Annotated in this window: 18 protein-coding genes and 1 pseudogene; 12 read left to right on the top strand and 7 right to left on the bottom strand. The window is 46.9% G+C overall.

All coding sequences use genetic code 11. The features are described from left to right. Nucleotides 1-57: 57 nt before the first annotated feature. Nucleotides 58-1,608: an ABC transporter substrate-binding protein gene (locus AC6ESP_RS20545; RefSeq protein WP_497098609.1), complete on the top strand. Its 1,551-nt coding sequence runs from the start codon at nucleotides 58-60 to the stop codon at nucleotides 1,606-1,608. 211 nt (nucleotides 1,609-1,819) lie between these two features. Here the strand turns inward: AC6ESP_RS20545 and AC6ESP_RS20540 are convergent, their stop codons facing one another. The 5 genes and pseudogenes from AC6ESP_RS20540 to AC6ESP_RS20520 form a co-directional block, all read right to left on the bottom strand. Then, a complete protein-coding gene (locus AC6ESP_RS20540; protein ID WP_497098608.1) occupies nucleotides 1,820-4,597 on the bottom strand; it encodes a glycoside hydrolase family 66 protein in 2,778 nt (925 codons plus the stop codon). Nucleotides 4,598-4,798: 201 nt separating this feature from the next. Further along, nucleotides 4,799-5,008, bottom strand: a complete 210-nt coding sequence (locus tag AC6ESP_RS20535) for a hypothetical protein (protein ID WP_497098607.1) — start codon at nucleotides 5,006-5,008, stop codon at nucleotides 4,799-4,801. A 22-nt stretch (nucleotides 5,009-5,030) separates the two neighbouring features. Further along, nucleotides 5,031-5,636 carry an ABC transporter substrate-binding protein gene (locus AC6ESP_RS20530; protein ID WP_497098606.1) on the bottom strand — a complete coding sequence of 202 codons (606 nt, stop codon included), beginning with the start codon at nucleotides 5,634-5,636 and terminating at the stop codon, nucleotides 5,031-5,033. Continuing rightward, nucleotides 5,633-6,067 carry a hypothetical protein gene (locus AC6ESP_RS20525; RefSeq protein ID WP_497098605.1) on the bottom strand — a complete coding sequence of 145 codons (435 nt, stop codon included), beginning with the start codon at nucleotides 6,065-6,067 and terminating at the stop codon, nucleotides 5,633-5,635. The genes AC6ESP_RS20530 and AC6ESP_RS20525 overlap by 4 nt, the downstream gene beginning before the upstream one ends. A 97-nt stretch (nucleotides 6,068-6,164) precedes the next feature. After that, nucleotides 6,165-6,668 (bottom strand): annotated as a pseudogene (locus AC6ESP_RS20520) (carbohydrate ABC transporter permease); the annotation flags it as partial. A 153-nt stretch (nucleotides 6,669-6,821) separates the two neighbouring features. Here AC6ESP_RS20520 and AC6ESP_RS20515 point away from each other — a divergent pair. After that, the gene (locus tag AC6ESP_RS20515; RefSeq protein ID WP_497098604.1) at nucleotides 6,822-7,766 is read left to right on the top strand and encodes a glycoside hydrolase family 43 protein; all 945 of its coding nucleotides are present in this window, start codon (nucleotides 6,822-6,824) and stop codon (nucleotides 7,764-7,766) included. Between the two features lie 22 nt (nucleotides 7,767-7,788). Here the strand turns inward: AC6ESP_RS20515 and AC6ESP_RS20510 are convergent, their stop codons facing one another. Further along, nucleotides 7,789-8,640 carry an AraC family transcriptional regulator gene (locus tag AC6ESP_RS20510; protein WP_497098603.1) on the bottom strand — a complete coding sequence of 284 codons (852 nt, stop codon included), beginning with the start codon at nucleotides 8,638-8,640 and terminating at the stop codon, nucleotides 7,789-7,791. 183 nt (nucleotides 8,641-8,823) lie between these two features. On the opposite strand from AC6ESP_RS20510, the gene AC6ESP_RS20505 reads away from it, so the two are divergent. Beyond that, nucleotides 8,824-11,112, top strand: a complete 2,289-nt coding sequence (locus tag AC6ESP_RS20505) for a beta-L-arabinofuranosidase domain-containing protein (RefSeq protein ID WP_497098602.1) — start codon at nucleotides 8,824-8,826, stop codon at nucleotides 11,110-11,112. Between the two features lie 66 nt (nucleotides 11,113-11,178). After that, nucleotides 11,179-11,934, top strand: a complete 756-nt coding sequence (locus tag AC6ESP_RS20500; RefSeq protein ID WP_497098601.1) for a phosphotransferase family protein — start codon at nucleotides 11,179-11,181, stop codon at nucleotides 11,932-11,934. Here AC6ESP_RS20500 and AC6ESP_RS20495 read toward each other — a convergent pair. Next, nucleotides 11,833-12,135: a family 43 glycosylhydrolase gene (locus AC6ESP_RS20495; protein WP_497098600.1), complete on the bottom strand. Its 303-nt coding sequence runs from the start codon at nucleotides 12,133-12,135 to the stop codon at nucleotides 11,833-11,835. The two genes, AC6ESP_RS20500 and AC6ESP_RS20495, sit on opposite strands and share 102 nt — an antisense overlap. A 528-nt stretch (nucleotides 12,136-12,663) precedes the next feature. On the opposite strand from AC6ESP_RS20495, the gene AC6ESP_RS20490 reads away from it, so the two are divergent. From AC6ESP_RS20490 to AC6ESP_RS20455, 8 genes are all read left to right on the top strand, one after another. Further along, nucleotides 12,664-13,479 carry an ABC transporter ATP-binding protein gene (locus AC6ESP_RS20490; RefSeq protein ID WP_497098672.1) on the top strand — a complete coding sequence of 272 codons (816 nt, stop codon included), beginning with the start codon at nucleotides 12,664-12,666 and terminating at the stop codon, nucleotides 13,477-13,479. 112 nt (nucleotides 13,480-13,591) lie between these two features. Next, nucleotides 13,592-14,389: an ABC transporter permease gene (locus tag AC6ESP_RS20485; RefSeq protein ID WP_497098599.1), complete on the top strand. Its 798-nt coding sequence runs from the start codon at nucleotides 13,592-13,594 to the stop codon at nucleotides 14,387-14,389. A 74-nt stretch (nucleotides 14,390-14,463) separates the two neighbouring features. Further along, nucleotides 14,464-15,498, top strand: a complete 1,035-nt coding sequence (locus tag AC6ESP_RS20480; RefSeq protein WP_497098598.1) for an ABC transporter substrate-binding protein — start codon at nucleotides 14,464-14,466, stop codon at nucleotides 15,496-15,498. A gap of 31 nt (nucleotides 15,499-15,529) precedes the next feature. Continuing rightward, a complete protein-coding gene (locus AC6ESP_RS20475; protein ID WP_497098597.1) occupies nucleotides 15,530-16,558 on the top strand; it encodes an ABC transporter substrate-binding protein in 1,029 nt (342 codons plus the stop codon). Nucleotides 16,559-16,619: 61 nt separating this feature from the next. Further along, complete coding sequence (locus AC6ESP_RS20470; protein ID WP_497098671.1) at nucleotides 16,620-17,060, top strand: ABC transporter substrate-binding protein; 441 nt, start codon at nucleotides 16,620-16,622, stop codon at nucleotides 17,058-17,060. A gap of 51 nt (nucleotides 17,061-17,111) precedes the next feature. Then, nucleotides 17,112-18,449: an FAD-binding oxidoreductase gene (locus AC6ESP_RS20465; RefSeq protein WP_497098596.1), complete on the top strand. Its 1,338-nt coding sequence runs from the start codon at nucleotides 17,112-17,114 to the stop codon at nucleotides 18,447-18,449. A gap of 37 nt (nucleotides 18,450-18,486) precedes the next feature. Further along, a complete protein-coding gene (locus AC6ESP_RS20460) occupies nucleotides 18,487-20,181 on the top strand; it encodes a CocE/NonD family hydrolase (RefSeq protein WP_497098595.1) in 1,695 nt (564 codons plus the stop codon). Between the two features lies 1 nt (nucleotide 20,182). After that, the gene (locus AC6ESP_RS20455) at nucleotides 20,183-20,947 is read left to right on the top strand and encodes a cysteine hydrolase family protein (protein ID WP_497098594.1); all 765 of its coding nucleotides are present in this window, start codon (nucleotides 20,183-20,185) and stop codon (nucleotides 20,945-20,947) included. Nucleotides 20,948-20,950: the final 3 nt, after the last annotated feature.

The following is a 20,950-nucleotide window of genomic DNA, read 5'->3' as shown; positions in this document are numbered from 1 at the left end:
CCGGCCTGTCCGGTTTAGTATAAGGAAAGTAAACAAAACATGGGAGGTTCAAGGGGTATGAAAAAAAGAAACAAATGGGTGCCATTATTGACCATGGTAACAGCAGCTACATTGGTTTTCACAGGCTGCAGCAAAGGAAATAACGAAGTAACAAATGAAGCAAACGAAGATGCTGGCGAGTTAAAGCCGTATGAAGTCGTCATGGTCTATCCGGACGGGACACAAAGAGATATCGGGCTCGTCCAGAGTGCAATGAACGATTACTTGAAAGAGACTTATCCAGAACTCAATATGACCGTAAAGCTGAATCCGATCGATTGGGGGGCATGGGGTGATAAAACTAATCTTATGCTAACCTCTAATGAGAAATTCGATACGCTTTTCACGGCCACTTGGCTTGGCTTTGATAACCAAGTTAACAAAGGTGGATTGCTTCCTTTGGATGATCTGCTGCAACAGTATGGTGAGGATATCGAGAAAGTGGAAAAAGATTTTCACAGCGGAGCGATGCGCGGCGGTAAGTTGTACGGGATCCATACGCATCAGGAACTTGGAGGTATGCAAGGAATTGTCGTCCGTAAAGACCTTGCTGAGAAGTATAACTTTGATCTAGCTAAACTAATAGAAACAAAAAATCTGGCTGATCTTGAGCCAATGCTTAAAACGATTAAGGAGAACGAGCCAGGCATTACGCCAATGGTTGGTGTACCATTCCCATTGGAGGCATTCTTCCGTTCGGGCAAAATGGAAATGCCACTAGAGCCTTTTGGTCTTCAACTAAGCAAAAAAGATTTTAATATCGTAAACTATTACGAAACTGATGAATATCTTGAAATGGCTAAATTGATGAACAAATGGGCGAAACTTGGCTATATCAACAAAGATGGTTCCAATACAGATGGTGTTAACGGATGGCAAAAACTTAAAGCAGGTACAGGGTTTGCTGTAGCAGGCGCCGATATGGAAATCGTAGCAGACAATGCAGCTCCGGCACTAATGCCAAACCGTTCAAAGGAAGTAGGTATGGAATTAATTCAGATTCCGTTGAACGTAGACCCATTGCGTACGAATAAGCTGGCAGGAACTTTGCAGGCAATTTCGAAAACGTCAGAAGATCCGGAACGTGCAATGATGTTAATTAATTTGTTCTTTAAAGATGCAAAGCTGCTGACCCTGTTTAACTTTGGCATTGAGGGCACACACTATGTATTGAATAATAATCAAGTGGATTTACCTGCTGGTAAGACAACAGATAATGTTGGTTATTATCACGATATTATGTGGCAAATCGGCAACCAGATGCTAAACCTGACACGCGTTGGAGAAGATCCAGATAAATATAAGAACTACGCAGAATTTAACGAAATAGTATCGGCTAATCCATCTCCTATCCTTGGTTTCATCTTCGATTCGGAGCCAGTCAAAAATGAAATCATTGCGATTGGCAACGTTCGTGAAACTTACGATCCAGGCATTAACTCAGGCCTCTTGGATCCAGAAAAAGAACTGCCGAAATATATGGAAAAGCTGAAGGCGGCAGGGGCAGATAAGGTTAAAGCTGAAATGCAAAAGCAGCTTGACGCATGGCTTGCGGCTAACGAAAAATAATATAAGTAATCGTCAATAAGAGGCTATTCCTGAGAATTAACTCAGGAATAGCCTCTTTTTTTACAACGATCGTAGCTCTCAAGCGGCAATAATAGAATCATTTGAATCATTCAGCACTTATGCGATGGAGACATGACCTATTCAAATTGCTATGAAATCGTAAGAGAAAAGGCACTTCAGTCTTAGAAGAAGACTTCAGTGCTTATAATCATTAAATTTTAATTAATTCAACGCTGTCGATTTGAAGATTTGCACTGCTGCTTGCTGCTTGATAAAAGGCAATTGTAAGTTTTCCATCCGTTACGTTAACCATACTACTTAATTTTACATAATTACTGCCGTGCTGTGTGTTGACATATAACATATTCCCACCGTAGCCGGACAACTCCATTCTACTTAGTGTAGGGTTTCCAGTACTTTGCTTGACCATAGCATTCACAGTATAAGAACCATTCGCAAGCCCGTTCACTGTTTGCTCGATCTTTTGCTGATAGCCATTGTTACTCCAGAAGTAGCATTTAAACTGACCGTTGCTGACGTCAGAACCATCTACTCCAGCATTTGTGCCTGTGACGGTCCAACCGTTTAAATTCCCACTTTCAAAGCCGGCATTGGTAAGTGGAATGGATGTAGGTGTAGTTCCGGGTCCTGGTTCTGGATCTGTTCCGGGATTCGTTACTTGACCAGGTATAAGCTCAATATTATCGATTTGTAGATTGGTATTCCCAGGAGCAGCCTGGTAGAATGCAACATTTAGAGTTCCATTGGTGACAGTCACTGTTCCACTGACTTTCACGTATTCATTTCCATGAGGTATATTGGTATATACGGCCGAACCTCCATGACCAGTGAGTTCCATCCGACTATTCGTTGGTGTTCCATTATTTTGTTTGACCATCGCTTGAATCGTATAGGTGCCATTGCTGAGATTGTTAATCGTCTGTGAAACCTTTCCTGTATAACTTTGATTGCTCCAGATCCAGTATTTGCTGCCTGCATAGGCATCGTTAGAATCCACACCGTTCACGCTTGTTCCTGTGAAGGTCCAACCGATAGAACCGTTTTCAAAGTTGCCGTTAATCAGCGTGCCAGTTGGCGTCGGTTCCTCTGGATTTTCTTGCCCCGATGACTCACCGCTCATATAAATCATGTTCCAGTACTCCAGCGAAGGTACGGTGAACTTCACGAAATTTCCGTTTGCATCGCTGCCCTTTGTGAACGGAAGGGAGCGGGAGCGGCCATCGTTAGCGTCTGGTGAAGCTAACCAGACCGAATTGACGTCGTTTGTGTAATAATATTTGGTTTCGAAGTTCGAGATATGGGTTGGTTTTTCTTTCCTGCCGTCATTAGCACGCCAGTCATTTTGACTTACGCCAAGCAGATTGATCATTTGGATAATCTCATACTTACTGTCCTTTTTACCATAGGCCCAAATTTTGTTCGCATCCCCATTTGCACTACTCGAATGATTGGTAAATTCAATACGGTTGGACGTTTCTGTCTGTCCATCGCGAAGTAGGTTTTCATACGCGACAATAAAGTCATATAACTTGGATATGCGCTTGTTGAGATCTTCTGTCATGTACAGATTCTGTGCCGAAAAATATTCGTTACTTAGCATGTTTCCATTGTCGCCGAGTTCCAGACGGGATCCGCCAGCCGCATAGACGGCTGCATCGGTTAGCAGAACGGCAGATGTGTTAAAAGGTTGGCCTGGGTTTTGTTCGCCGTAGTCATAACTCATATAAGCTGGAACAACGAGTGACTTGCCGCCGCTTTCCCGTCGGGATTGCTCGATTTCTTTTTTTAGGGAATTATATGTGTTATATTGCTGGCCTTCACTGTCGCTGTCCCAAGGCCATATCTCTGCATAAATCACGTCGACATTACTTCTATTTACGTTTTCAATACCTTGCGCACCAACTGGATTAAACACGAGATATTTGTTGCCAATGGCTTGTTTGGCTGCGTTAAGAAATTCGGTATACGTATCTTTGACGAATAAGGTCTGGTTGTCTGACGTTTTCATTTTGCCCCACTCGCCGACCGTGTCTCCGTGCCAGCCGTCAAATTCAAAGTTCTGGAATATTTTGTTTGTCTGACCAAAAATATAATTTTGCCATTCTTTGTTACGAGGATTGAAGAAGTAGAGGTGGGTTGCGCCAGTTGGCGTGGAATCTGCCATCTTGAAGCTAAAATGACCAGTTCCTCGCGGATTGTCATCCGCATAATAAAGCGCCCATTCTTGTTTGACGCCATCTAAATGGTAGTTACTTGTAGCGGCATAAATCATGTTGTATGACATGTTAACCATATTAACGGCTTTTGCTTGTGAAATATATCCGCGTACCGTATCGCCGTAAATTTGTCTGCCGCTCCAATCGTCCCAAACATTGAGATTATCGGAGACAGGTTTGTGATGGCGATACTTCCAATCGTAGTATTGAAGGGCATTGATATGATAGTTTTTAAGCTTATCAATTCGTTGCGCCGTATTTGTGTTTTGTCTGAAATCCCAAACATATCCATAACGAGGAAACTTTGTCCAATTCGAAGAAATATCCACGCCTACCGTGTCGGAGTCCAGCAATGCGCCAGCAGCGTCTTTCACGTCGACCTCAATTAAATATCCTTTGAAATCTACAGACGGGGCGGTCCACTCAACAACGAGAATTGTATCTGCATTATTGTTGAGATTAAAGGTTCTGCTGATCGTTGAGCCTACTTGTTTATCGAGATGCTTGGCTTTTACATCTACACTGCCGCCAGTTATATTACGTCCAATACGGTTTTTTAAGTCAATGCGAATTTCAACCCTGTTTCCAGGACTATACATCGCTTTATCAGTGGTAACGTCGAAAATCATTTGACCTGTGCTGGCAGCATTCACAGGCATAGCCAGCCCGGTTACTTGCATGATGAACAGGGTAGTAACGAGCACAATTACAACAAGCGGCTTCAAAATTAGTTTGGAAAACGGCTTTGACATTATTGCACCTCACATTTTGGATTGAAAAGCAAAGACATGAGTGTCGGGTGAATGTGGGACTGAAAATGAGAGAATAGGAAGAGATATCACCTCCTTTCAAAAAAATAAAACGCTTTCAAAAGTGTGTTGAAAGCTCACCGTATGAGATATGATAGTGTGTAGATAAGGCTGTCCGAGTAGTCTCGGCAGCCTCCATGTATCTTACTTTTTCACAATTTCCTGAATGGCTTGATCAAGCTTCTCCAGTAGTTGTTCTCGGGAGATGCGTTCTCCCATGTACTCTTGCATAGCTGCTCCAAAACCTTGGGTCACGCCATCGGGGAACAGATCCCAGTTCCAGCCGAGCGAATCAGCGGCTTTATTCTGAAGTTCAACGGCAACCTGTCCAATGTCCTCTTCCGTTGCCTCCATCGTTTCCAATGCTGGAATGAATTTAAATTCCTTCGTAATAAAGCTTTTTCCAGTATCGGAGGTAACGAGCCAATTCCAAAAAGGCTTTTGCTTCCTCTGGATGCTCAGACTTGCTGTTGACAATGAAGTTGCTCGGCACACCAATCATGACTTTTCCTTCTTGTTCATTAATCGGAAGAGGCAGAATACCCAGTTCCAGATTCGGATCAATCTCGTCGATATCGGACTGCGTCCAGTTACCCTGCAGCATCATGGCTGCTTTGCCAGAACTGAAATCGGATACTTGCGTAGCGTAATCGGTATTCATTTTGTCTTTTTGAGCATTAGCGAAGATGAGATCAACTAAATCCAGCCACTGCTCGAAAACTGCATTTCCTTTAATTGTCGTCGTACCTTCTGTTAATTCCTTGATAAAGGCTTTAGGGTCAGGTTGATTAGCAAGTCCGACATTTACCAGATGCATGCCCAGCGACCACCATTCGTTGGTAGCCTCAAATGGTGTGATTCCTGCAGCTTTTAGCTTATCTGCGCTGTCTTTCAACTGGGGAAGAGTCTTAGGCTCTTCCGTAATTCCGGCTTGTTCAAACAGTTTCTTGTTATAAATCAAACCGTAAACTTCGACATTCATCGGCATGCCATACAATTTACCATCGACGTTTCAATCAGGTCGTGCGCCCATGTCTCATGGGTGAGATCAGTGGCACAGTCCAAATAAGGAATTAAACCAACGAAGCCTCCATTATTGAATATTTCGGGTTCAGAGCCTGCTGCAAGTTCGGCTCTTAGAAGCGCGTTATAATCTTCTCCCCCGCCATGAGTTTCAATTTCAATTGTGACGCCGCTCTCTTCTTTATAGGCTTCTGCTAGCTTTGCAAGGGCATCGGCGATCTCAACTTTGTACTGAAACATTCTAATCGTGATATCTTTTTTTTGTGTTTCTTGTTGATTTCCAGACTCGACAGGCACCCCTTTGTTATTCGGTTCGTTTGTGCTGCTGCATGCTGAGAGTGTCAGCATTAAAGCAGGTACAAGAAGTATTGAACTTACCAGCTTCTTCATGTTTAGTCCTCCTTAGTTATTGGCCTACACAGCCATTCTAGTTAAATTCTGTTGAATCGAACACGGATTATGTTGCTAGAAATAGAGGACATTATTGCTAGCCTTTAATGGAACCAGCTGTAACACCTTCTACAACATAGCGCTGAAGTAATAGAAAAAATAAGATAACAGGATTAATGGCCATAGTAAGTGCAGGTAATGCCAAGTCCCATTTTCTAGTGTATTGCCCGAAAAACTTAGTGACGGCCAGAGGCAAGGTTGTTAGCTCTTTATTTCCTCCAATCACAAGTACCGGGAGCAGATAGTCATTCCAAATCCAAAGTGTGTTCAATATGATGACCGTTACAATGATTGGTTTTAAAAGGGGGAATACAATTCTGAAGAAAACACCGTAGGGACTAGAACCATCAACTGTAGCAGCTTCCTCCAGCTCTACTGGAATTCCTTTGATAAATCCGTGGAAAAGGAAGACGGATAAGGGTAAGCCAAAGCCAATGTAACATAATACGATGCCATACAATTCGCCCCTTAGATTGAGCAGGCTTGTCACCCGTACAAGCTGCAGCATGAGTGATTGAAAAGGAATGATCATCGCTGCGATTGTTTAAATTTAAGAAAAGCATGCAATTCAGCCCTTGATTCATCAGAGATGCTAATGAATCAAGGGCTATTCATTTCTATGGAGGAAGATTCAACGGATTAGAGTTATGTATACACAACTGAAGCAAAAACATTGGTGTTTGGAGGAGAGCAAATGTCATTATATCATTTGATAGATCAACCGTATGAAGCTTATCTATTTGTTTACTTTACGGTTGAGGATGAAGGTGGAGAGCAGGTTTATTTCTCATTAAGCCAAGACGGCCTGCATTGGAAGGACTTGAATAATGGACAACCCGTATTGAAATCCGGCATAGGGGAATGTGGAGTACGGGATCCGTTCATTATTCGATCTCCTTTGGATCACAAATTTTACATCATTGCGACGGATCTGCGAATTGCTAGCGGAAAAGGCTGGGATGTCGCTCAATACAGCGGAAGCCGATCAATCATTGTCTGGGAATCCATGGATCTTGTTCATTGGTCACAGGAGAGAAGCGTTGAGGTAGATCTTCCCGACGCAGGATGTGTATGGGCGCCAGAATCCATTTATGACGAGGAAACAGAGGAACATCTGATATTCTGGGCATCCATGATCAAGAGGGACGAGAATCCGCCCAAACAAATCATCTACAGCTTCAGAACGAAGGATTTTAAGAGCTTCTCCAAGCCTGAAATCTATATTGAACGTGACCATCATATTATCGATACAACCATCATCAAGGATGGGAACTCGTATTACCGCTTCTCTAAAGATGAAACCAAGAAGTGCATTACAGTTGAACGAAGCAGCTCCTTGTCACCTTCATCGTTCATTGATCTGAATTCACCTGTTCTTGATAGCATTCTCGGGGTAGAAGGGCCAGCTGTATTCAAATTCAATGATCGGAACGAGTGGTGTCTGATGGTCGATCAATTTGCAGCTAAGAAGGGTTATCTGCCACTGGTTACTGAGGATTTATCCAGCGGTCAATTCCACAGCTTGAGTGAGAATGAATATAATCTAGGCAACACGCTTAAAAGACATGGTTCCATCTTGAATATTACTCGAACCGAATATGAAGCCTTAGTGAATGCTTGGAACTCTTCAGAAGAGTAAAGGAATCATAAGGTGGTTGTGGTTACTCGTAGAACAACAAGCGATTAGCCGAAGCGTTACGGAATTCGGTTGGCGTAAGATTCGTCATTTGCTTGAAGGACTTCATGAAATGATGGCTGTCATGATAGCCGAGCTGCATTGCAATTTCATTGATGGTCTGGTTCGTATCCGTTAGCAGGAAGGATGCGGCTTCAAGCTTCTGCTGCACTATGAACTGCTTGATTGACACTCCGGAAATGGTTGAGAAGAGATGGGTGAGGTATTTGGTATTATAGCCAAAATAGTCCGCAATCTGATACACCTTCAGCTGTTCGAACCGGTTCCACTTAATATAATCGACAATATCATTATAGAGCTGAAGCTGCTTAAGCTTGCGGTTAGGCGCATTCTTGAACAGATACGATTGATTATATAGCTCGCATAGAATACTCGTTGTCATATAGTTATTAAGCGTAGCATCCTGATAATTTCTCACCGAATCTTGCAGCTGCTTCATCATAACAATGAGTTTGTCCGTACTGGTGAGGCTGCCTTTTCTCGGAATGAGAATGCTTCCAGAATGGGGCTCATAGGAGTCAATAGGACAAGAGCCAGCCCCATTCTCCTCCGTCATAAAATGAAGCCAATAAAAGCTGCAATCGGACGAACGATAGCCGAATTGTCTGGTTCGGGGACTCATAAGCAGGAAATCCCCTTCCTGCAGGTCATGCTCTTCCTCGCCATCTGCGATATATAAATGTCCTCTCGTCTGCACGAATAATTCATAATCCATCAGCACTCTTGTCATATGCATCCATTCAGGCGAGGGAGAGGCGAACTTGCCTGTCATCTTAAGAGTGAGCGGCTTCTCTACGTTAAAGGCATGTCCTAGCATCGGGAGTATCGCCACCTTTTCTACCCTTAGTCATCTAAGAATAGCAGGATGATATCGGAATAACAATGATCATTAACTGACTTTTTTACACAAATTCGAACGTTTCGCCACTTATCTTCATATGCACTTACAGGTAATCTGGAGGTAGCATTTGATTACTCGACTATGAAGGGTGGCATTGTAATGAAAATGACAGAAGCGGCGATACAGAGACAGGATCTGCAGGATTTTGAGTTGGAGCAAGTGGTGCTGACCGGCGATTACCACATTAATGCTTTTGCGAAAGAGCTGCACTATTTGAACAGCTATAATGTAGACCGCTTGCTAGCGGGATTCAGAGAAACGCGGGGCTTGGAGCCGAAGGCCGAGAAATATCCAGGCTGGGAGGATACTGAAATTCGCGGACATACGCTTGGTCACTATCTGACTGCGTGCGCGCAAGCTTACTTGACTACAAAGGACTCTGCGATGCTAGAGAGGCTCTCGTATATGACCTCCGAATTGTCGTTATGTCAGTTCGAGAATGGGTATTTGTCCGCTTTTCCGGAAGTCTTCCTTGATTATGTGGAGCAGAAGAAGCCGGTATGGGTTCCATGGTATACGATGCACAAAATTATTGCGGGGCTGGTGTCCGTCTATAACGCTACGCAATCGGAGCTTGCCCGCCATACAGTCGTGAGACTCGGAGACTGGGTGGCATCACGAACATCGACATGGTCAGACGAGCTTCAAGCTACCGTTCTCGCAGTCGAGTATGGCGGCATGAATGACTGTCTCTATGAGCTGTACAAGATCTCAGGAGATCAGAAGCATCTGGATGCAGCGCATCGATTCGATGAACTCCCCTTATTCGAGGCGGTGCAGCAAGGCAAGGATATCTTGAAAGGGAAGCATGCCAACACGACGATTCCTAAGTTTCTTGGGGCATTGAACCGTTACTTGGTATTGGGTGACGAGGAGCGCTTCTATCTGGAAGCAGCTCAGAATTTCTGGGATATGGTCGTCTACCATCATAGCTATATGACGGGCGGTAATAGTGAATCTGAGCATTTTGGCGAACCAGACATCCTCAATAGCAAGCGGACAGATATTACATGCGAGACTTGCAACAGCTACAATATGCTCAAGCTGACTCGTGAATTGTTCAAGCTGACGAGGGATCGCAAATATGCGGATTTCTACGAGACCAATTATATGAATGCCATTCTTTCCTCGCAGAATCCGGACACGGGCATGACGATGTATTTCCAACCAATGGCTACAGGCTATTTCAAAATATACAGCTCGCCCTTCGAGCATTTCTGGTGCTGCACAGGCACGGGGATGGAAAGCTTCACGAAGCTCAATGACAGCATCTATTTCCATCGTGCTAATGAGCTCTATATTAACCAGTACATCAGCTCCAAGCTGAATTGGATAGAGCAGCAAGTTACGCTCCACCAACTCTCCAGCATTCCTGAGCAGGATCAGGCCACGTTCCGAATAGAGACAGAAGACCAGAAGGGAAGAGCCTTGCAGCTTCATCTGCGAGTTCCCCATTGGGTAAGAGGCGAAGTCCTTGTGAATGTGAATGAGAAGCAGCTTGCTTATGAGCTGAAAGGCGAATATATTGTAATTAATCGGGAATGGCAGCATGGTGATACACTTACGGTAACGCTCCCGATGGCGTTATTCTACTCGAGTCTGCCAGACAATAACCATGCCGTAGGGTTCCAATACGGACCTGTTGTGTTAAGCGCTGCGCTCGGTACAGAAGATCTTACACAAGCTCAGACAGGGATATTGGTTCAAGTGCCGACGCGTAAAATGCTCGTTAAGGATTTTATTATTCCGGCGGCTATGAGCGCTGAGGAATGGCTCGCGGGCATTGAGCAGCACCTGTTGAGGGATGGCGGCGATCTGGTGTTCAGACTTCGGAATACGGATGAAGACGAACGGCTTGTTTTTACACCACACTATCAACAGCATCATGAGCGATACGGCATCTATTGGACGATCGTAGAAGCAGATTCGGATGAACTGCAGCAGCATATGGAGAAGGTGCGTCTGGAAGCTCTCGTTAATGAAGCTACCATTGATAGTGTCCAGATTGGTAATGATCAGTATGAGCTGCATCATGAGATTAAGGGCGAGGAGACGTTCGCGGGGGCATGGGATGGTCAGAATGGCAGGGTAGCTCATGCCGGGGGCTGGTTCAGCTATAAGCTTGATGTTATTCCAGAGGGCGAGAACTTGCTTCAAGTGACTTACTTCGGCATTCATCAGGATCGGGTGATGAACATCTATGCGAATGATCAATTGCTAGTAAGCGAGAAGTCGACCTTCGAGCGCCAGCGGTGCTTTATTACGAAGCACTATCCGATCCCAGCCTCGTTAATTAATGGACATAAGCAGCTTGAATTCAAGTTCGTACCGGAAGATGTATGGAATGGGATTTATGGTGTGCTGCGGACGATGAGGCCACTTGAGTAGAATAGAGACACTATAAATCTTCATGCCAATAGTTGATAGTAGCTAGGAATGGAGATGATGCGATTAATGGGGATAGCAACCAAGAATAAGCAGTCGCAAGAGATGATTCATGGCATGGTTGCAAGAGCTTTTGGCGAATGGACAGCAGCAAGCGTGAAGGAGCTGACAGAAGGTTTCTTTAATGTCGCATACCTGATTGAATTATCTAATGGCCAAGAGGTCGTGCTGAAGATTGCTCCGCCAGGCGATGCTACTATCATGAATCATGAAAAAAATATGATGTATAGTGAAGTGCAGTCCATGCGAATGGTTGCAGAGAATACACAAGTGCCTGTAGCAGCCATTCTATTCTACGATAACAGTCATGACCTATGCGATGTGGACTACTTCTTCATGGAGCGATTAAACGGAGCAAGCTATCACTCGTTAATGAACGAGCTGAGCGATGAGACGAAGGCAAGTATTGATCATCAAGTGGGTCAGTACAACGCTCAGATTAATGCGTTAATCGGCGATCGATTCGGTTATTATGGTCAACCAGACAAACAGGGTACGATATGGTTTGAGGTGTTTGCAAGTATAATAGAAGACTCCATTAGAGATGCAGAAGCGCTGAAGATCGATTTGCGATTGGATACGGACAACCTATGGAGACTGTTGAATAGAGATAAGGCAGAGCCGCCGACGAGAGAGCAGACAAAAACGTTGAAGGAAGCGGCATTATCGACGAAAATCGATGTCATTGCCGCAGATGCGAACGGCAGCCTTAAGCTGAGCCTGACGCTTGAGCCTTGGAGCGTAGTCTCCGTAAGAGAGCTTTAAGGAAACTAGCCATACAGATTCCACTCCACCGATTCGTGTACGGCGACTATTATTATTTCGAGGCTTTTGCAAATCCTTGGAATGATAAAACTGTACGCCCGGGAACCATTCGAAGGTCGAAATCGCAATATAATAACCGTCACCAATGCGGAGAAATGAAGCATCGGGATTAACACCGGTTAATATCGGATTGCTGATCATGCCGGATACTTGCCTCCCTTATTTTTGAGGTACTACCAATAAAGCTTCGAGTCCCTGGTGAAGGGGACTAGCGACATGAAGACCGGATGCGATTGAGTGTACCAATCGCATCCGGTCTTTTCGTATTTTCACCAGCATAGCGAGCTTACAATTGTACATATAATTTTGATTTGCCTGATCTTTATAATGAGGCTGCAACCGACAGGTGCGCGCATGCCCTAGTTCGGGGGTTGAGTAACATAATCTAACATTGATGTAGGCTTTAAACTCAATAAAACCGAAATTCAGCAGCATTTTCACAAAAAAAAACTATATATGTCACAAAACCTAACAAAATCTTGTTGACGAATTTTGCCCTCAGGACTATAATAAAAACATGAAAACAACGTAATGACAGCGAGAATACTATATTTAATGCAAAACGAACGAAATGCAGCGATATACTTTCGCAAAGTAATAGAATCACAGCTAATAGTTATAAATGTAACATAAAGTTACATACAAAATATCGGAGGTGGCCCAATGAGCATGCAAACAGCAACATCAACCAGCAAGATAGGGTTCAACGCCCTGGGCGGCTCCGCTTCAGAGCAGCTGCTCGTACAGCTCAATAATATCGGCAAAATATATCCGAATGGCACAATCGCCGTTCAGAATGCGAATCTTGATGTTTCGCCGGGTGAATTTCTCTCATTCGTAGGCCCGTCGGGCTGCGGCAAATCAACGATTTTCAACATGATCACGGGCTTGACGGGGCATACGGAGGGTGAGCTGTCCGTACTGCAGACGAACCCGCGCGAGGCGCGCAAGCATAACGAGATCGCCTTCGTCTTCCAGGAGCATACGCTGCTGCCTTGGTCCAACCTGCTTGAGAATGTGACGCTGCCGCTCAAGCTGCGCGGCGTGCCGAAGAAAGAGCGTCATGCAGAAGGCGAGCGGGTGCTTGAGCTGGTTGGGTTGAAGGAGCATATGAAGGGGCTGCCCCGTCAGCTGTCGGGCGGCATGAAGATGAGGGTCTCGATCGCAAGAGCGCTGATCTCACGACCGAAGCTGCTGCTGATGGACGAGCCGTTCGGCGCGCTGGATGAAATTACGCGGCAAACACTCCAAGATGAGCTGCTTAACATTTGGAGCAAGGAAAAGCAAATGACGGTTCTATTCATTACTCATAATGTATTCGAAGCGGTGTTCCTCTCCACAAGAGTCGTCGTCATGACGCCGCGCCCCGGCAAAATAGCTGAAATTATCGATATTCCGTTCCCGTTCCCAAGAGATGAGGCCTTCCGGACGAAACCGGAATTCAGCGAATATATCGGCATCGTTTCAGCTGCACTCAAGCATTAATATAGGAAGAGAGGTGTTGAGGATGGAAGCTACCTCAGCCAATGCGAACAGCGGATCTACCTCTGCGAGTAATTGTTTGAATATTCAGAAAACATCAGTGAGGGCGGTTAATATGAACAAAGAAAACGGTTTGACAGCGGTGCTGAAAAAAGCACTTCCTCCGCTTGCCGTATTCATTATTTTCGTCGGCGGCTGGGAAATTATTGTAAGGCTACTCGGTATCGCACCTTATCTGCTGCCGAAGCCAAGCGACATCGTTCAAGCGGCTCAGCAGAATTGGACCAACCTGACGCATTCCGTCTGGACGACGATTGTTGAGGCCTTCATCGGCTTTGTAGTGAGCACCATTCTCGGCATTGCCTTCGCGATTCTGCTGGCATTGTCCAAGCTGGTTGAGAAAAGTGTCTATCCTTACGCTATTATTCTACAGACGATACCGATTGTCGCCATTGCGCCGATCATTGTCATCTGGTTCGGTGCCGGAATGAACGCCATCATTATTATCGCGTTTCTAATCAGCTTCTTCCCGATTTTGTCCAATACCTTGATCGGCCTTAATTCGACCGACCAGAACATGAAAAATCTGTTTTACCTCTACAATGCAACGAAGCTGCAAACGATATTGCGCCTTCGCATCCCGGCAGCGCTGCCTTACATCGTTGCGGGCTTGAAGATTTCCTGTTCGATGGCCGTTATCGGCGCGATCGTCGGCGAATACATAGCCGGCATCGGCGGCGGCGACGGCGGACTCGGCTACGCGATTACGGTTGCATCGACGAGACTCCAAACCGCGTACCTGTTCGCTTGCGGACTGTCCGCATCCGTACTCGGCATCGTGTTCTTCCTGCTTGTGAACCGCTTGTCCAAGTGGCTGCTCAGTTCTTGGCATGAGTCAGAGATGAAGCATTAACCAGCCAGCCGCAATGATTATTGAAGCTAACGCTTATTGCTTGCCATAACCATAATTCTTAGGAGGAATTACTTATGAAATATCAAAACACGCGTTTTACGAAATGGTTCTCGGTCGCTTTGGTGCTTTCTATTACATTGATCAGCGCTTGCGGAAACAACGCAAACAGCGGCAATGCTGCCGCGAATGCGGCATCTTCCGGCAGCTCGTCCTCCAAGGAATTAACGAAGGTAACGTCGGTAAGCAACTGGTTTGCGCAAGCGGAGCACGGTGGTCTCTATGCTGCCAAGGAGAAGGGCTACTACGCAGAAGCAGGCTTGGATTTGACGATAGAGCCGGGCGGCCCGCAGGTGTCGGCTACGCAAATCGTCGCTTCGGGCAAGGCGCAATTCGGCATGGCGCAAGCGGATGAGATTTTGCTGGCCCGCCAAAATGGCATTCCGCTCGTAACGGTATTCACTTCGTTCCAAACGAGCCCGCAAGGCATCATGGTTCACCACAATCAAAATATTACATCGGCGGAAGGGCTGAACAACCGTGAGGTTTACGTCCAAAGCGGTGCCGTCTATTGGGAATATTTGAAGAAGACCTATAAGCTCGACGGAACGAAGGTGATGGCCTACACCGGATCGCTGGCTCCATTCCTGGCCAACGACACAGCCGCTATCCAAGGCTATGTAACGAGCGAGCCGTATGAAATGAAGCAGCAAAATGTCGATGTCGATTTCATGTTGAACGCCGATTCCGGCTATAACCCTTATGCAAACGTTTTGTTCACAACGGAGAGCTACGCGAAGGATCACCCGGACATCGTCAAAGCTTATGTAGAGGCTACCGCTAAAGGCTTTAACTACTACAAGGAAAACTACGAAGAAATCAATGTTGTCATTCAAAATGAGAACCCGGATATTAATCTCGGCAGCATGAAATACGCTTCCGAAGCAATGATTCCTCTCGTATTTGGTGGTGACGCAGCGGATAACGGCGTCGGCTACATGACGCAAGAGCGTTGGAAGAAGCTGGCTGAACAAATGACAGAGATCGGCATGCTGACCTCCAAACCGGATGTAAGCAAAGCGTTCACGACGGAATTTTTGCCTAAGTCCTAATCAAAATAACAGAGTTATAGGTGGGAGACAAATGATAAAGTGCAATATCGTTCTAAGCTGTTTATTAGTATTCTTGACTATCGTTTCGGGATGTTCTTCAGATGCAGAACAGACAAAGAATACAGTCTCCGGCAGCAATCAGAAAGACTCAGTACCCGATAAGGCGACAGAGCTTGTTCCTTCAAAGATCATTACGGCCTGGTTTGCTAAAGGGAATGACGGTGGATTATTTGCGGCGCTTCAGCAGGGCTATTATAAGGATAACGGGGTTGATATGACCATTGAACCCGGAGGACCTGGTATTTCGGCATTACAGATCGTTGCGTCGGGCAAAGCGGATTTTGGAATATCATATGCAGATGACATTCTTAAAGCGAGGGAGCAAGGGATCCCAGTAGTCGCGCTGCACACGACATTCCAAGTTGACCCTCGCGTTCTGATTTTCCACAAGGGCAACAACATCGATTCTTTTGAAGATATAAACGGTAAAAAACTATTTGTGACTTCAGGAGTTATGTACTGGGAATACGTGAAAATGAAATATAAGTTAGATAAAGTGAAGGAAATCAATTATCAAGGACAGCTTAGTAGCTTTATAGCAGAGAAGGATTCTCTTAATCAAGGCTACATCTCAAATGAGCCGTTCGTTTTGCAAAAGCAAGGGATAGACGTTTCATTCCTTAAGATCGCTGATTCGGGCTATGCGAATTATGCTAATATTTTGTTTACGACGGAGAAGTTTTTGGAAGAGCACCCTGATGTGGTTGATGCGGTCGTAAAGGCGACCCAACAAGGCTGGTATTATTACAATGATAATTATAAGACGGTAAATCCTTTCATTCACGAGTTCAATCCGGATTTACCCGTTGAAAACCTGGATAATGAAGCCCTCGTTCAAAAGGATCTTATTCTTACTGGGGACGCAATAACTCATGGGATGGGCTATATGACAACGGAGAGATGGAACACTCTGCAGGATCAGCTCATGCAACTCGGCATGCTAAAGGAAAAACAGGATGTTAGTAAAATGTTCACAACAGCTTTTTTACAAATAAACTGACGGAACTTTTTGCAGCATTGAGAATCGGGGATAAGACAATTTTTTCAATGACGCAACATCGCTGAATCAAGGCTACATCACTAACGAACCGTATGTGCTCCAGCAGCAAAATGTGGACATATCCTACCTTAAAGTGAAAGATTCAGGGTATGCCAATTATGCGGATATTTTATTCACAACGGAAGATTACATTGCGAAGCATCCGGATATTGTCGAGGCTATGGTGAAGGCAAGCCAACAAGGCTGGAATTACTATTTGGATAACTACAAAACCGTAAATCCTTTCATACAAACCTACAACAAAGATATGCCGATTGACGCGATGGATTATGAAGCGGAGCATCAGAAGGAATTTATATTAACAGATCAAACGAGAGAGCACGGCATCGGCTACATGACCGAGGAAAGATGGGCAACGATTCAAGAGCAAATGATGGACATTCATGTTTTGACCAAGCAGCAGGATGTCAGTAAGGCGTTCACGACCCAGTTTCTCGACTGATTTTTTCTCAGGAAGGTTAGTTAACGAAGTAAAAGTGTGGAGGGATTGAAGATGGGAATAGAATGGCAGGCTCGATTAAAAGCGGAAGTAGACCCCGATTGCTTACGGTGGGATGATCCATCGCTTGTTAAATTTTCAATGGATTATCATCATTTCTCTCCGGTGCTGTCCAGAGAGCTTAAAGATAAAGTCGCGGAGTGCATCATCAGCCCGCGCAATGAAGCGGAGCTTGATCTTGCCATCTCAATTCTGGCAGAAGAGCAGGTGCCGATTACGGTCAGAGGCAACGGCACAGGCAACTACGGTCAAGCGGTTCCACTTACTAGGGGGGCTGTGCTTAATCTGGCCAATATGAATAAGGTGCTGGAGATCGGCGACGGCTACATGGTTTGCGAGCCCGGTGCACGCCTCGGGAAAATGGACGAAGCGGCCCGACGCAATGGCCAGGAAATTCTGATGATGCCGTCCACGTTCCAGCAAGCGACGATCGGCGGATTTTTGAACGGCGGCTTCGGCGGTATCGGTTCGATTACATGGGGCACAATCTGGGATGGCTTCGTTCAGTCCATGAAGATTAAGACGATTGCATCGCCGCCGACAACGATTGAAGTAACGGGCGAAGATATGCTGCCTTATCTCCATACGTACGGGACAATCGGCATTTTGTCCGAGGTGCAGGTGAAGCTTGCGCCGCGGGTAGAGTGGATGCAGTGGGCGGTAACGTTCGAGAAATGGGAATCGGCGGTGAAATTCGGCTTGGAGCTTGCGGCTGACGAATCCATTGCGAAACGTTTTGTATCCGTTCATGAATGGCCGATTCCTTCCTACTTCTCCGCTTTGAAGCTGCCTGCGGACCGCGCGGCGGTACTGCTCGAAATCGACGAGCAGGCGGAAGGCGTCATTAAAGAGCTGCTTGCCCGTCATGACGGAAGAGCCGATCTGTTGGTGCCGGCCGAGAAATATCGCAAAGGGCTTGGCGTATCCGACTTTACGTGGAACCACACAACGCTGTGGGCGCGGAAGCACAGTACTGAGCTTACTTATTTGCAAGCGGCCTTTGATTGGGATCGGCTGTTCGAGCAAATGGATACGATCCGCGAGGAATTCCCTGAACTATTTAACCATCTGGAATTTATTAAACAAGGCGGCAAGCTCTGTATTAAAGGACTCCCGATACTCGAATTTCAATCGGATGAACGGCTTAACAGCCTGATCGCCCGCTACGAGGAAATCGGCGTATCGGTCAGCAATCCGCATACTTGGGATTTGGAGGACGGCGGCCAATCTTATCCGATCGAGAGGCTGTGGGAAATGAAGCGCAGCAATGATCCGGTCAATATTTTGAATCAATTAAAGCTGGGCAAGCTTCCAACAGCGAACGGAGCTTAGATGCAGCAACTACAACCTACTTAGAGGGGCAAACCATATGCGTTTTGGAGATGTGATGATTAAACGCGGAGTGCCGTGCGTCATGCGCGACGGCATTACGCTGTATGCCGATATCTATATGCCGGATAACACCGGTACGTATCCCGTGCTTCTGATGCGGCAGCCTTACGGACGGGCGATAGCCTCGACGGTCAGCCACGCGCATCCTGTCTGGTATGCGCAGAATGGCTACATCGTCGTCATTCAAGACGTAAGGGGCAGAGGAGATTCAGAAGGGGAATTTACCCCGTTTGTGCAAGAGACGACTGACGGTTATGATACCGTGGAATGGGCGGCTGCGCTGCCGGGCTCCAGCGGCAATGTCGGTATGTACGGCTTCTCTTACCAAGGTATTGCGCAATGGGCTGCGGCCGCTGAAGAGCCGCCTGCCTTGAAGGCCATTGCGCCAAGCATGTGCCCATCCGATTTATATCACGGCACCTTTTATCCGCACGGCAGCTTCGCGCTCGGGGACAAACTGCCGTGGGCGTTCCAACTGGCGCGGGATACGGCCAAACGGGCTGGAGACAATAAAGCGATGGAATACTGCTCACAGGTGATGCGACATCCGGAGGATTTGCTCTACCATATGCCGGTAGCGGATTCGCATCCGATACTGGATCAATATTTTCCGACCTATTATGACTGGGTTGGACACACCGAATACGACGAATATTGGCAGGAAAGAAACTGGCTTCCAAGCCTTACGGCACACAAGCCGATTCCTGCTTTGCATATTGGAGGCTGGTACGATACGTACCTGATGGGAACGCTGCAGTCGTTTGAAGCATTTCAGGACATGCCCCGGACGAAGGAGTCGTTCCAGCGGCTCGTTATCGGGCCTTGGGCGCATATTCCTTGGGGACGTATGGCGGGTGGGGTAGATCACGGCGCTGATGCGGATGGCGGCATCCATAAGGAGCAGCTGAGATGGTTCGATTATTGGCTGAAGGGAACGAAGGACGACGCGCTGCTCGAAGAGGCGCCGGTGCGCTACTTCGAGCAGGGAAGCAAGCAGTGGCGGACCGCGGAACGTCTGCCGGCTGCGGGCACAACCGAGGTTCAGCGATTCTACCTGTCCGGTTCGGATATTCCTTCGAACGGCATGCTTGGCGGCGGCAAGCTGACCTCCTCAGAGGCGGAAATAATGGCAGCGGCGGGGCCGGACGTATTCGTGTACGACGCGCGTCTTCCGATGAAGAGCGAAGGATACTTGCCAGCCGAGCGGAGCTCGCTTCAGGATCGCTACGAAATATTGGTGTACACAAGCGGGGATCTTGCCGCCAGCCTCTTCGTTTTCGGTTCGCCGCAAGTAACCGTACAGACGCAGACGCTCGCCGGACCGACGGATCTGGTCGCCACGCTGTCGGCGGTAACGCCGGACGGGAAGGCGCGGTTTCTAGGCATTGGACGGACGGAGATTTGCTCTGAGGCTGGAGAGGGAGACGATGATTGGACGGAAGTATCCATCGTGCTGCGCCCGATTGCCGCCGAAATACCTGCCGGTTCGGCCATTAGGCTGGAGCTGACGGGCAGCGCGTTCCCGCTGATTGCCCGCCATCCAAACGGCATAAACGCCGTGGATAAGCATAAAGCCGGTGAAGACAGCCTGCTCATTGCAAGCGTTGCGGTGAAGAGCGCGGAAGGCGCCGTATCCTATATGGAGCTTCCGATTATAGAGGGAGGGGAATAAGATGCGTCAGCTGGGCAATGCGAGGAGCTATTGGAATGTCTCAGGTACCGATGTCGACATGCGGCGAAAGGCGGCGGAGCCGAACGCGGTCACGGTTGCGGCACAGCCGCAGCGGTTGACCTTCGATCTGAACCATACCGCCATTGTTGTCGTCGATATGCAGAACGATTTTTGCTCCAAAGGCGGCTGGGTCGATTACATCGGGGGCAATTACGCGGTGCTGCAAAAGCCCGCCGAGCCGCTGAACCGGCTGCTGCCGGAGCTGCGCAAAGCGGAGGTTCCGGTTATCTGGCTGGGTTGGGGCAACCGGCCGGATCGGCTGAACATCAGCCCCTCTGTTATTCACGTTTACAACGGCGACGGCGCGGGCCGCGGAATCGGCGATCCGCTTCCTGCAAATGAGTCCCGTGTGCTGGAGAAGGGCAGCTGGGGTGCTGCGATCATCGATGCTTTGCAGCCTGAGCCGGAGGACATTCATGTTGACAAATACCGGATGAGCGGCTTCTGGGATACGCATCTCGACAGCATTTTGCGCAACATGAACGTGCATACGGTGCTTTTCTCGGGCGTCAATCTCGATCAATGCGTGATGGCGACGCTGCAGGATGCGGTTAATTCGGGCTATGACGCGATTCTGCTCGAGGATTGCAGCGCGACGAACTCTCCCGCTTTTTGCACGGAAGCGACTCTCTACAATATTAAACAATGCTATGGGTTTATAACCGAATCTTCTTTATTAATAGAAGCCATGAAAACCAACCACTGAGAG

The organism is Paenibacillus xinjiangensis (assembly GCF_059686975.1).
The sequence above is the reverse complement of the archived record's forward strand: the minus strand, read 5'-3'. Positions and strand labels throughout refer to the sequence as shown.